Origin of the sequence: Luteimicrobium sp. DT211, from assembly GCF_049844995.1 — a bacterium.
Classification (GTDB): Bacteria; Actinomycetota; Actinomycetes; order Actinomycetales; family Cellulomonadaceae; genus Luteimicrobium.
The window spans coordinates 17,165-29,445 of the sequence record NZ_JBNCMC010000015.1 but is presented as its reverse complement, the minus strand read 5'-3'; the positions used below and the strand labels follow the sequence as shown (position 1 = coordinate 29,445).

Annotated in this window: 12 protein-coding genes; 8 read left to right on the top strand and 4 right to left on the bottom strand. The window is 73.9% G+C overall.

Features of this window, described 5'->3' with window-relative positions:
* Window positions 1-64: 64 nt before the first annotated feature.
* Complete coding sequence (locus ACLQ14_RS19005) at window positions 65-1,846, bottom strand: pyruvate dehydrogenase (RefSeq protein ID WP_425815946.1); 1,782 nt, start codon at window positions 1,844-1,846, stop codon at window positions 65-67.
* A gap of 150 nt (window positions 1,847-1,996) precedes the next feature.
* Between ACLQ14_RS19005 and ACLQ14_RS19000 the strand changes: the two genes are divergently transcribed.
* The 6 genes from ACLQ14_RS19000 to ACLQ14_RS18975 all read left to right on the top strand — a co-directional run bounded on the left by ACLQ14_RS19000 (window position 1,997) and on the right by ACLQ14_RS18975 (window position 6,112).
* Window positions 1,997-2,476, top strand: a complete 480-nt coding sequence (locus ACLQ14_RS19000) for a hypothetical protein (protein ID WP_425815944.1) — start codon at window positions 1,997-1,999, stop codon at window positions 2,474-2,476.
* Between the two features lie 111 nt (window positions 2,477-2,587).
* Window positions 2,588-2,878, top strand: coding sequence for a hypothetical protein (locus tag ACLQ14_RS18995; RefSeq protein ID WP_425815942.1), 291 nt, complete (start codon window positions 2,588-2,590; stop codon window positions 2,876-2,878).
* Window positions 2,875-4,338, top strand: a complete 1,464-nt coding sequence (locus ACLQ14_RS18990) for a putative T7SS-secreted protein (RefSeq protein WP_425815940.1) — start codon at window positions 2,875-2,877, stop codon at window positions 4,336-4,338. Before ACLQ14_RS18995 ends, ACLQ14_RS18990 begins: the two co-directional genes overlap by 4 nt.
* Window positions 4,339-4,346: 8 nt before the next feature.
* Entirely contained in the window at window positions 4,347-4,913 is a 567-nt protein-coding gene (locus ACLQ14_RS18985) for a hypothetical protein (RefSeq protein WP_425815938.1), read from the top strand.
* Window positions 4,910-5,584 (top strand): hypothetical protein, encoded by a 675-nt coding sequence (locus ACLQ14_RS18980; protein ID WP_425815936.1) that lies wholly within the window; start codon window positions 4,910-4,912, stop codon window positions 5,582-5,584. The genes ACLQ14_RS18985 and ACLQ14_RS18980 overlap by 4 nt, the downstream gene beginning before the upstream one ends.
* A 27-nt stretch (window positions 5,585-5,611) precedes the next feature.
* Entirely contained in the window at window positions 5,612-6,112 is a 501-nt protein-coding gene (locus ACLQ14_RS18975) for a hypothetical protein (RefSeq protein WP_425815934.1), read from the top strand.
* 9 nt (window positions 6,113-6,121) lie between these two features.
* Here ACLQ14_RS18975 and ACLQ14_RS18970 read toward each other — a convergent pair whose 3' ends face one another.
* On the bottom strand, window positions 6,122-7,462 hold the full coding sequence (locus tag ACLQ14_RS18970; RefSeq protein WP_425815932.1) for an MFS transporter: 1,341 nt from the start codon (window positions 7,460-7,462) through the stop codon (window positions 6,122-6,124).
* A gap of 290 nt (window positions 7,463-7,752) precedes the next feature.
* Window positions 7,753-9,750, bottom strand: a complete 1,998-nt coding sequence (locus tag ACLQ14_RS18965) for a discoidin domain-containing protein (protein ID WP_425815930.1) — start codon at window positions 9,748-9,750, stop codon at window positions 7,753-7,755.
* A gap of 212 nt (window positions 9,751-9,962) precedes the next feature.
* Here ACLQ14_RS18965 and ACLQ14_RS18960 point away from each other — a divergent pair, with 212 nt between their 5' ends.
* Both ACLQ14_RS18960 and ACLQ14_RS18955 read left to right on the top strand, forming a co-directional pair.
* Complete coding sequence (locus tag ACLQ14_RS18960; RefSeq protein WP_425815928.1) at window positions 9,963-11,009, top strand: LacI family DNA-binding transcriptional regulator; 1,047 nt, start codon at window positions 9,963-9,965, stop codon at window positions 11,007-11,009.
* A gap of 148 nt (window positions 11,010-11,157) precedes the next feature.
* The gene (locus ACLQ14_RS18955) at window positions 11,158-11,700 is read left to right on the top strand and encodes a hypothetical protein (RefSeq protein ID WP_425815926.1); all 543 of its coding nucleotides are present in this window, start codon (window positions 11,158-11,160) and stop codon (window positions 11,698-11,700) included.
* A gap of 7 nt (window positions 11,701-11,707) precedes the next feature.
* On the opposite strand, the gene ACLQ14_RS18950 is transcribed toward ACLQ14_RS18955, so the two are convergent.
* Entirely contained in the window at window positions 11,708-12,247 is a 540-nt protein-coding gene (locus ACLQ14_RS18950; RefSeq protein ID WP_425815924.1) for an NADPH-dependent FMN reductase, read from the bottom strand.
* Window positions 12,248-12,281 lie beyond the last annotated feature (34 nt).

The following is a 12,281-nucleotide window of genomic DNA, read 5'->3' as shown; positions in this document are numbered from 1 at the left end:
CCCCCGTCCTGGGCGCAGTGTGAACAACCGCGCTACGTCGGCGACCGGGCGTCGTCGTAGCGCGTCAGGGGCGCGGGACGTTGCGCAGGTTCGACCGCGCCATCGACACGGCCTCTCCCATGCCGTTGCCCATGATCTCCTTGCTCATCGCGACGACGAACCCGCGCACCTGCCCGGCCGTGATCGTCGGCGGCAGCGACAGGGCCCGCGGGTCGGTGACGACGTCGACGAGCGCCGGGCCCGGCCGGTCGAGAGCTCCCCGGAGCGCGCCGCGCACGTCCTGCGGGCGTTCGACGCGCACCGCGGGGATCCCCATGGCGTTCGCGATCGCGGCGTAGTCGAAGTGCGGCGACTCCGTCCCGAACTGCGGCAGCCCGTCGACGAGCATCTCGAGCCGGACCATCGCGAGCGACGCGTTGTCGAACAGGACGATCTTCACGGGCAGGTCGTACGCCTTGATGGTGAGCAGGTCGCCGAGCAGCATCGACAGCCCGCCGTCACCGGACATCGCGACGACCTGCCGCCCCGGCTCCGCGGAGGCGGCCCCGATCGCGTGCGGCATCGCGTTGGCCATCGACCCGTGCAGGAAGCTCCCGATCACGCGTCGCTTCCCGTTCGGGCTGATGTACCTGGCGGCCCACACGTTGCACATGCCCGTGTCGACGGTGAAGACGGCGTCGTCGGCGGCCTCCTGGTCGAGCACGTCCGCGACGTACTCGGGGTGGATCGGGGTGACCTTCTCGACGTCCTTCGTGTACGCGCCGACGACGCCGGTGAGGCTCTTGACGTGCTTGCGCCGCATCTCGTCGAGGAACTTCCGGTCCTTCTTGGCGTCCACGAGCGGCAGCAGCCCGCGCACGGTCTCCCCGGCGTCCCCGACGACGGCGAGGTCCAGCCGGGTGCGCCGGCCCAGGTGGGAGGGATCGAGGTCGACCTGGGCGGTGCGGACGTCGGCGGGGAGGAACTGGTCGTACGGGAAGTCGGTGCCGAGCAGGATCAGCAGGTCGGCCTCGTGCATCGCGTCGTAGCAGGACCCGTACCCGAGGAGGCCGGACATCCCGACGTCGAACGGGTTGTCGTACTGGATCCACTCCTTCCCGCGCAGCGAGTGACCCACGGGGGAGGCGATCTTGTCCGCGAGGGCGAGGACGTCGTCGTGCGCGCCACGGACCCCCGCCCCGGCGAAGATGGTGACCTTCCGGGCGCCGTTGATGGCGTCGGCGAGCTCACGCAGCGCGTCCGGCGACGGGATGGACCGCGGCGCGGCGGGCGGGGTGACGAGCGGGTCGATGCCCGGGACGATCGGGGGCGCGTCGTGGTCGGCGATGTCGCCGGGGATCGTGAGGACGGCGACGCCGGGCCCGCCGAGCGCGTGCTGGATCGCCGAGTTGATGACGCGCGGCGCCTGGGCCGCGCTCGAGATCATCTCGGAGTACACCGAGCACTCGGTGAACAGCCGGTCGGGATGGGTCTCCTGGAAGAAGCCCGTGCCGATCTGGGTGCTGGGGATGTGGCTCGCGATCGCGAGGACGGGGACGCGCGAGCGGTTCGCGTCGTACAGGCCGTTGATGAGGTGCAGGTTTCCCGGGCCGCACGAGCCCGCGCACACGGCCAGGCTGCCCGTGACCTCGGCCTCGCCCGCGGCCGCGAACGCCGCGACCTCCTCGTGGCGCACGTGCACCCACTCGATCTCGTCCGTCCGGCGCACCGCGTCGACCACGGGGTTCAGGCTGTCGCCGACGATCCCGTAGATCCGCTTCACGCCCGCGGTGACGAGCTGGGCGACCAGCAGGTCCGCGACGGTCTTGTTGCGCTTGTCCTGGGGTGACTTGCGTCCGAGAGCCATGCCCCCATGCTCCGCCGGGCCCACGGGACCCGCACCACGAGCGGGTGTGACGTCCGTTGCACCCCGGGCAGGGTCGGCGCGGTCCGATACCGTGTCCCGGGCCGTGCGAGAACCGGCCGAGACCCGACGAACGAGGAGCCCCGTCCCGCCATGGTGCCCGTCCCGGTGTACCCGCCCGACCTCGACGTGACCCCGGCGCCGACGGTCAAGGTGCTGCTGATCGTCAGCATCTGCGCGGCGGCCCTGTTCGTGGTGCTGGCGCTGACGGCGCGGCGGTGGCTCGGGCGCCGGAGCGCGGGCGTCGCGGCCGGCGTCTGCCTCGGCCTGGCGGTCCTGGGGGGTCTCGGGGCGTTCGTCGCCGACCGGGTCACGAAGCCGGGGATCGAGCGAGCGTCCGAGGCGCGGGACGACGAACGGCTGGCGCTCCGCACCCGGGCCGCCGACGCGCTCGGCGCCGCGTACGGGGTAACGCTCGACCCGGCCGAGCTCATGTACGTCTACGACGACTCGCCCGTCCGTGTCACCTTCCCCGACGGCCACGACGAGACCTGCGCCCTCGGCGCGGACGACGCCCTCACCCTCTCCTGCCCGACGCCGCTGCCCCGCGACCCCGCGACGGCCGACGGGTAGTTCTCCGTTCACGGAGTCCTTGTCCGGTGGGTAGTTCTCCCCATGTCGGGTGGGGCGGTCGGTCCGCTAACGTGGGCCCGGCCCCCGCCCGCCGACGAGGAGACTCCTGCAGTGACCGACCAGCTCAAGGTGGATACGCCGACCCTCATCGAGGCCGGCCACAAGCTCCGCGTCGTCGCGACCGAGTTCCACGGCGCGCACACGAACGCCGACCGCGTGGCCTCCGCGGTCGGGCACGACGAGCTCTCCGACGCCATCCACCACTTCGAGCGGAACTGGGACGGCAAGCGGGAGAAGATGCTCGAGCACATCGGCTCGCTCGCGGACCAGTGCCAGGGCGTGGGCGAGCAGTTCGAGAGCCTCGACTCCGAGTTCGCCAAGGCCCTGCGAGGCGAGAAGTGAGCCGCCCGTACGACTGGCACCCGCTCGCGGCGACCGACCCGGTGCCCGGGGACCCCGACGTCGTCTCGGGCGCCGGCGCCGACTACACGAACGTCGCCGAGGCCATCCGGAAGGCCGCCGCCGACCTGAGGACCATCGCGGACCTGGACGCCATGCAGTCCGACGCCGTGCAGGCCATCGCGGACAAGGCCAAGGACGTGGCGAACGAGATCGCGAAGGTCCAGCACCGGTACGCCGCGACCGGCGCCGCGCTGACCACCTACGCCGGCGTCCTGCGGACGTCGCAGCAGCACGCCGACGAGGCGCTCACCGCCGCGAAGCAGGCCCAGTCCGACTACGACACCGCGCACCACAAGCACGTCGTCTACTCCGACCCCGCGCACAGCAAGGCGCCGAACGCTCAGCACCAGGCCGACCAGGCCCAGACGGACATGACGGCGGCGGGCACGGCTCTGAGCCACGCGCGGACCAAGCTCGAGCAGGCGACGTCCGCGCGGGACACGGCGGCGGGCACCGCGAAGGACGCGATCAACGTCGCCGTCGACGCCGACGGCATCCACGACGGCTGGTGGGACAACGTCCGCTCGGTGGTGAACGCGATCACCGACATCGCGTCCAAGATCGCGACGGTCGCGGGCGTCCTGGCCCTGGCTCTGGCGTGGGTGCCGGGGCTCGGCGAGGCGCTGGGCGCGGTCGCCCTCATCGCCGGGCTCGTGGCGATGGCAGGGCACGGCCTGCAGCTTCTCAACGGCGAGGGGTCGTGGCTCGACTTCGGCCTCGACGTCCTCGGGGTGGCGACGTTCGGCCTCGGCCGGGTGGCGGGCGCGTCCCTCAAGATGGGCGCCGAGGGCGCGCAGGCCGTCTCCCGCGTCCGCGCGGACCAGCTGGTCCGGGCGCTCGGCCAGACGCGCGGCATCCGCGGTGCGGTGCGGGGCCTGCTCAACGGGCGCGGGCTCGCCGGGTCGGGGATCCGGGCCGCCGAGCGGGGGGCCGCGACGTTCGCCGGCCGCGGCGGGATGTTCCGGACGATCGGCAGCCAGCTCAACCCGATCACGATCATCAAGGACACGGGGAGCGAGCTCAAGGGCTTCGGCAAGACGCTCGACTTCCTGCGCTCGCCGCGCGCCACCTGGAACGCGGCGTTCCGCGACGTGAGCGGCTTCAAGGGCAACGCGCTGGCCTGGTTCGGCGCGGGCGACGAGGCGCGGGCCGTCAGCGGCGTCCACGCCGCGGACGCGTCCGTGCGGGCCGCCGCGAACCTGCCCTCGACCGCGAGCCGCGCCGCCGTCGACGCCCTCGCCGCGAGCCACGCGCAGCTCAACGACGCGCTCGGCGTCGCCGGGCGGGGAGCGGGCGCCGTCCTGATCGGGACCGGGGTGGACATCGGGAACAACGGCTACGGCGCGCTGGGGCTGACCGAGGGCTCCGACGACCCCGCCAAGCAGCTCAACCTGAACTGAGGACGTACATGGGCCACATCGTCGGGTACGACGCCGGGACGAGCGAGCAGTGGGTCGGCTGGACGGCCGGCAACAGCGAGGAGGCGGAGGAGTTCGTGCGTGGGCTGGGTCTCGCGCCCGGCCTCGAGACCGGCTACCTCGGCGCGGTCGGCGACCTGGAGCAGATCCTGGTCGACGGGCGCTCGCTCGCCGGCGGCCTGTGGTACCCGGACCCGACCGACCTGCCCTGGGGGCAGTTCACGCTCACGTACCTGTACCCGGACGCCGGGACCCCGCTCGACCCCGACGCGCTCCTCAAGCGGGTCCGGAAGCCGGAGAAGATCCGTGGGACCCGCCTGCTCGACCACTCGGCGGCGCTCGGCGACGTCGACGCCGGCCAGGCGCTCATCGAGGTCGAGGTGCGCGGGTTCAAGGACACGGGCGTCGTCCTCTCGCGGATCGCCGCGTCCGTGTTCCCCACCGGCGCCGACGAGGTCATGCGTTTCGAGTTCCAGACCAACGTGCCGACCGCCTTCGAGGCGCTGAGCCAGGAGGCGCTCACGATCGTCCAGAGCCTCACCGTGGAGGTCGGGTGACGCCCCCGTCCGGCGCACCCGGCGCCGTCGTCGACCGCCTCGGCCTGCTCCTCCCGGACGACTGGTGGGCCGTCGACCTGACGGACGAGCGGGCCCGCCGCCGGTCGGTCCGCGGGCTGGTCGCGCGGCAGTTCGGGCGCTCCGACAAGCCGTCGGCGCTCCAGCTCGACGTGCTCCGCGAGCTCGACGCCACCACGCGGGCTGCCGCGGCCGCGCGGGGCGGGATCATGGCGTTCTCGCTGATGCAGGCGGGCGACAAGCCGCTGTCGGCGTCGCTCACCACGTTCCGCGTTCCGGCGCCCGCGCCGAGCCGGATCCCCCGCAAGCGGGAGGGTCTGGCCCGGCTCGCCGCCGACCTGACGGCGGCCGCGGCACCCGGCGTGGAGGTGGTCGTGGCCGACGGCCCGCTCGGGTCGGTCGTGCGGCAGGTCGCGGTCGAGCGCGGTCCGGCCGAGCTGGACGCCGACCGGACGCCCCAGCTCGTCGCGCGCTACTGGCTCGACCCCCGCGACGGCGAGGGCTGGTACCAGCTCGTCTTCTCCACCCACCTCGTCGCGCTCCGGGACGGCATGCTCGGGCTGTTCGACGCGATCGTGGCGTCCGTCGGGCACGACGACGACCCGGACACGCACGACGACGACCCCGGCCACGCGGCGGCGGCCGTCGCGTGACGGCGGGCATCGCGTGGTGAGCATCAGGTGACGACGGTCGTCGTCGCCGCGCTGCTCGTGGTGGCGGCGGTCGTCGTGGGGCTCGTCCTCTACCGCCGGACGACGCGCGCGGCGGCCCGGGCGGTCGCGGCGGTGCGCGCGGCCCGGCCGGGCTGGTGGGTCGGTGCCGTGCACGGGAGCCCGGCGCTCGCCCGCGCGCTCGTCGTCGAGGGCACGTGGGCGCCCGCGCTCGGCCGCTCGCTGCCCTTCGCTGGGGTCGTCGCCGCCGGGCCGCCCGGCCTCGAGCTCTGGGACGCCCGCCGCGGCGCGCCGGTCGCTGCGTGGCCCTGGCGTTCCGTCGCCTCGGTGACCGCGGGCGAGGAGCGGGTGCCCCGCCGCGGGACCGCGTCGGTGCTGCGCGTCGAGACCCTGGCGGGCGCCGTCCTGCCGCTCGCCCTCGCCGCCCGCGGGACGGGCTGGGCTGCGGCGAGGGAGGACGAGGTCGCGGACGTCGTCGGGCGGCTGAGGGAGCTGCGCGACGGCGCGTGAGCCGGCCGGTCAGGCGTGCGGCTGCACGCGGATGCGCGCGCTGCGGCGCAGGACGCCGATGGACGCGAGCACGAGGACCGCCGCGGACGCGGCTGCGGCGAGGACGACGAGGTACCCGGCGTGGGCGCCCGCGGCGTCGATGCGGGAGCCGGCGACCGCGGAGCCGACCGACACGCCGATCCCGAGGGCTGTGCCGGCCCAGGCGAGTCCCTCGGTGAGCTGGCCGGGCGAGACGACCTGCTGGATCAGGCCGTTGCCGTTGATGAGCGTCGGCGCGATCGCGAACCCGGTGACGAACATGACGCCCACGAGGGCGGGGATCGAGTCGACGAGCCGGAACATCGAGACGCCGGCGGCGAGCACGACCATGCCCAGCACGAACCGCTTCCAGAGCGCGGAGCGCCAGTGGCGGGCCCCGTAAAGCAGCCCGCCGCACAGCGACCCGGCCGCGCACACGGCGAGGATCGCGCCGGCCCACGACTTGTGGCCGTGCTCGTCGGCGAACGCGATGGTCGACACGTCGGTCGCCCCGAACACGACGCCCTGCGCGATGAACACGACGCACACGACCAGGGCGGCGGGGTTGCGCAGGACGGAGCGGCGTTCGCCGGTCTCCTCGCTCGAGGGCACGGCCGCGGGCTCGGTGGCCCGCAGGGACAGGAACCAGGCGCCGCCGAGGAGGCCGGCGACCAGCGGGACGGCGAGGCCCGACCAGGGGGTGACACTCGTCGCGAGCAGCGTCGCGACGACCGGCCCGACGACGAACACGACCTCGTCGAGCGCGGACTCGAGCGAGTACGCGGTGTGGAGGCGGCGGGGGTCGTCGAGGACCTTCGACCACCGGGTGCGGACCATCGAGCCGTACGAGCCGGAGCCGCCGCCCGCGAGGATCGCGAAGAGGTACAGCAGCGGCTCGGGTGCCCTGGTGACCGCGGTGACGATCAGCCCCACGAGGCCGACGCTCGCGACGGCGAGCATGGGCAGCATGACGCGGCGCTGGCCCCGCCGGTCGACGAGCCGCGCGAGCTGGGGCGAGCAGACGGCCTGCGCGATGACGAGCACCGCGGAGATCCGGCCCGCGAGCGCGTACGACCCGTACAGGCCCTGGATCATCAGCACCGTGCCGATGCCGACCATGGACATGGGCAGGCGCGCGACCAGGGCCGACGCGGAGAACTGCAGCGCCCCCGGCACCCGCAGGATCGCGGCGTACGGGTTCCGGGACGGCTTCGCCGCGGCGGGCGCCGACGCCTCCGTCCTGCTCTCGCGCTGACGGGGGGACGACGACGAGCCGTCCGGCGCGACGCCGGACGGCTCGTGGTTCTGCTGGGGTGAGGGTTCCTGGAGCATTTCTAGTACAACGGTACCAGAACCATTCCGGCCCGCGACAGTGATCCTCGTCTCCTGCACGGCCCAGGCCCACCGCTTTTCCGCGCCCCCAGCCGGACGCACGGTCGGGCGCTGAGGTCGCGACCACGGCGAGCCGACGGGAGAGCGGGGAGGAGGAGGGGCCGGAGGGTGCGAAGGGCGTGGTGGGCCTGGCGGGAGGCCCCGAGGGACGAGGGGCCGGCTGGTAGCCCGAGCACCCTCCGGCCCCTCCTCCTCCCCGCGGGCTCAGCCGAGCGGGTGGTTGCGTCCGATCAGCGATACAACCGCACGTCCGCGACACTCCACCAGGAGCCCGACGTCCCCGTCTGGGTGATCTTGATGTACCGGGCGAGGGTGGGCCGGAGGTCGACGTTGGTGAGCTGCCCGACGCCGGTGCCGCTGGCGCGGGTGGTCCAGCGGGTGCCGTCGAGGCTGGTGGAGACGGCCCAGGCCCGGGGGTAGTCGCCGAGGTTGTCGCCGGCGTCGATGGCGACGCGGCGGAGCCCGGTCGCCCGCCCGAGGTCGAGCTGGACGTACTGGCCGGGGGTCTGCGCGGCGCCGGAGGACCAGCGGGTGGAGGCGTCGGCGTCGACGGCGAGCTTGGCGTCGTCGGGCGCGGTGGACGCGGTGGCGGTGGCGTGGGCGAGCGACACGGGCAGCAGCCCGGCGAGGGCGGAGCCGGTGAAGGCGCCGCGGGTGGCGGAGGCGGGCCAGGTGAACGTCGCGAGCGCGCCGCCGGGCAGGGTGTACTCGAACGTCTTGGAGCCGACGGCGACGGCGAAGGAGCGCGGGTCGTCGTTCTCGTTGTGGACGATGAGCGCGGTGGAGCCGTCGGGATTGCGGAACGCGACGTCCATGAGCTGGCCGTTCCAGCCGGTGGTGCCGAACGACGTGGAGGCGATCCGGACGGCGCCCTGCTTCACGAACTTCGCGAGATGGCCGATGGTGTAGTACTCGGCGTTCTTCGTGTAGGTGCCGTCGGGGTGGACGGAGAGGAACCCGGTGCAGGTGTCGCAGCCGCCGAGGTGGGGGCCGCCGTCGTCGTCGAGGGCGAGGTTCCAGTCGGCGACGGTCTTGGCCCAGTTGCGCGTGGTGCCGAGCGTGATCGTCCGGGCGTGCCACTTGAGGGTGTCGCTGAAGTACTGGGCCGGGGTGTCGGTGGCGCCGTGGGAGCCGGAGCACTCGGTGAAGTAGACGTCCTTGGTGGGGTAAGCGTCGTGGAGCGCGGTCTGCGCGCTGGGGTCGCCGGCGTAGCAGTGGTAGGCGGTCCCCGCGATCCACTTCGCGGCGGGCGAGTCGAGGAGCTGGTAGGGGTAGTCGGTCTCGCCGCCGGGCTCGTCGGGCGGGGCGGACGCGGCGTCGTTGGGGTGCGTGGACCAGTTGTGGTCGTAGCCGAGGATCTTGGTCTTCGGGCTGGCCCTCTTCAGGAGCGGGCCGAGCGCCTCGATGACCTTCTCCTCCTGCTTGACGCCCATGTCGGTGCCCGGGTATCCGGAGGGCGTGCGGTTCTGCGGCTCGTTCTGGACGGTCAGGTAGTCGATCGGGACGCCGGCCTTCGCGTACGCCTGGACGAACTTCACGAGGTAGCGGGCGTAGGCGTCGTAGTAGGCGGGGTCGTCCTTGAGCCGTCCGCCGACGAGCGAGTCGTTCGTCTTCATCCAGGCCGGCGGCGACCAGGGGGTCGCGACGACCTGGATCGACGGGTTGAGCTTCTTGGCCTGGCGCAGGAGCGGCAGGATCTGGGCCTCGTCGTGGGCGATCGTGAAGTGCTTGAGCGCGAGGTCGGTCTGGCCGGGGGCGACGTCGTCGTACGTGTAGTGCTCGGCGGCGGCTGTGAAGTCGGACGAGCCGACCGGCTGGCGCAGGAAGCTCACGCCGATGCCGTCCGTGGGGCTGAACAGGTCGCGCATGGCCTGCGCGCGCTCGGCCGGGCTGAGCTGGTACAGGACCGCTGCCGTCGAGTCGGTGAGCGCGCCGCCGAACCCGTCCATGGTCTGGTAGCTCGTCGCGGGGTCGATGGTGAGGGTCGTGCGGGCGGAGCTCGCGGTCGTGAACCGGGTCGGCGCCTGCTCGGTGAGGCGCTGCGTCCCGTCGGGCGTGGTGATCCAGGCGCGGACGTCGTCGGTCGCGGTGCTGTGCCCCGGGTGCGCGTCGGCGGCGACCGCCGGCGCGAGGGCGAGCGCGGCCGACGCCGCCAGTGCGGTCCCTGCCGCGAGCCTGCGGCGGTGCGTTCCCCGCCGGGTGGGTGGTGGCGTCGTCGGTGACGTCATGGTCTTTCCTCTCGTCGTCGAGCGGGTGGTTCCCCTGCCGCGGCTCCCGGGCTCCGGCGCTCGGTCCACTCCCTCGTGGAACAGAACGTGGAACACCGTCGCCCGACGGTCGCCCCTCTCCCATCGATGCACGGCGCTCGGCGGCCTGTCAACGCGGCCCGACGTTGCTGCCGTTACGATCCATCTCGTGGAACGCAACGAGGCGCACCGGCATGGGTAGGCGGCCCAGCGGCCGGGTCACCGTCCGGCAGGTCGCGGCCGCGTCCGGGTACTCGGTCGGTACCGTCTCGCGGGCGCTCAGCGGCCACCCGGCGGTGGCGCCCGCCACCCGGGACGAGGTCCTCGCCCTCGCCGCACGGCTCGGCGCGCCGGTGCCCGCCCGCGCGTCGGCGGCGTCCGGGCGGGACCCCGGAGCACCGGTGCTCGTCCGCTGCCCCTACGTCCTCGACGACTACTTCGGGCGCGTCGTCACCGCGGCCGTCGAGTCTCTTGCGGTCCACGGGCGGCGCGCCGTCCTCGACACCGGCGAGGCGGCCCGCGAGCGCCCGGTCGTCGCGGGTCTCGCGGGAGACCGCGGGCTCGCCGGCGCGGTGCTCGTCCTCCCGCCCGAGCCCGTCCGCCAGCTCGAGGCGCTGCGGGCGGGGGGGTTCCCGTTCGTCGTCGTCGACCCCATGGCCGCCCTGCCCGCCGACGTCCCGTCGGTGTCGTCGGCGCACCTCACCAGCGCGCGGGCGCTCACCGCCCACCTGCTCGAGCTCGGGCACCGGCGGATCGGCGTCGTCGGCGGACCCACCGAGTGGCTCGCCAGCCGGTCCCGGCTCGCCGGGCACGCGTCGGCGCTCGCGGACGCCGGGCTGCTGCCCGACCCTTCCCTGCGACGCAGCGTCCGGCCCACCGCCGACGACGGGTACGCCGCGGCGTGCGACCTCCTCGACGCGCCGGGGCCGGGTGGGCCGCCGACGGCGATCGTGGCGTTCAACGACAAGGTCGCGTCCGGTGTGCTCCGGGCGGCAGCCGAGCGCGGACTGGCCGTGCCCGGGGACCTTGCGGTGACGGGGTTCGACGACCTCGACCTCGCCCGATCGACCGTCCCCGCGCTCACGACGGCGCGTCAGCCGCTCGAGGAGATGGGCCGGATGGCCGTCTCGCTGCTGCTGCGGCTCGTGGCACGGCAGGCCGTCGACGCGCTGCACGTGTCGCTCGCGACCGAGCTCGTGGTCCGCGGCTCGACCGCCCCGCCGCCGTCCTCGCCGAAGTAGGCGGCAGATCCGCTCCCGCCCTCGCGAGGTACCCGTCCGGGGGGCCCACCTCGCGAAGTAGGCGGAGCGGAGGGGCGCTTCGGGGGAAGCTGGCATCTGGCAAGCGGAAGGTCTGTTGCCCGGGCCTCCGGTCTGGTAGACACACGGCATGAGTCGTGCGCTGGCGCTCGGGGGAGCGTGTGTGGTGGTGGGGGTGCTGGCAGTCTCCGGCTGTGCCATCAAGTCCGACGCGGCGGGTGCCGCACCGCCGCCGACGGCGTCCGACACGGCTGCGCAGCACGCGACCAAGTCCGCACCGGACCAGGGCGCCGGCGGGCTGACCGGACCGGCGCCGACGTCGTCCTCGGGGGTGTCGGCGGACGCGACGTGCACCGACGGCAAGCCCGTGACCATCCGCGGTGACAGGGTCGGCGGGTTCGAGGGCTGGTGGAACAGCACGCCCGCCGACGCCGACGGCGGCTACGCGGAGCCGTCCACCTGGGAGCCGGTCATGCTCGAGCACCCCGCGACGGCGCAGGTCGTCACCGACACCGGTGCCGCCATCGAGGTCTGCGACCGGGGCACCGGGTTCGACACCGAGAGCTACCGAGCCCCGAAGAGTCGCAGCGGGTGGCCGAAGCACGGCGTCGTCCTGCTCGACGCGCGGACGGGCAAGCTGCTCGAGACCCTCTCGGTCTCCGCCGGCACCTGAGCTCGCGTCACGTGCGCGCGGGCTCGGCCTCGGCGCGCAGGTGCGCGCGGAGCTCGTCGAGGAACGACCGCAGCCGCTGCTCGACGACCGCATCCTCGAGCACGTCGTCACGCCACGGCACGCAGACCTCGGTGGCCCCGACGACGGTCACCCCGAGGTAGCCGAGGATCTCGCGCAGCTGGGCCTGCGCGACGGCGGTCCCGGCGCTGTTGAGCCCGGTCCCGATCACAGCCGCGCGCCGGCCGGCCCAGGAGTTCTGCCCCCACGGCCTCGAGCCCCAGTCCAGGACGTTCTTCAGCGCGGCCGGGATCGACCGGTTGTACTCGGGTGTGACGAAGATCAGCAGCTCGCTGGCGTCGACCCGCGCCTTGACCTCCCGGACCGCCGGGGGCAAGTCGTCCTCGAGCTCGTAGTCGAACAGCGGGAGGCCGGCGATCTCGATCTCGTCGAGGCTCACCTCGGCCGGCGCGAGCTCGGCCAGCCGCCCGGCCAGCTGCCGGTTGATCGACGCCCTCGACAGGCTCCCGACGATGACGTCCCAGCGCATGCGCTTTCCCCTCGGCTCGGTCGCAGCTCGTGCG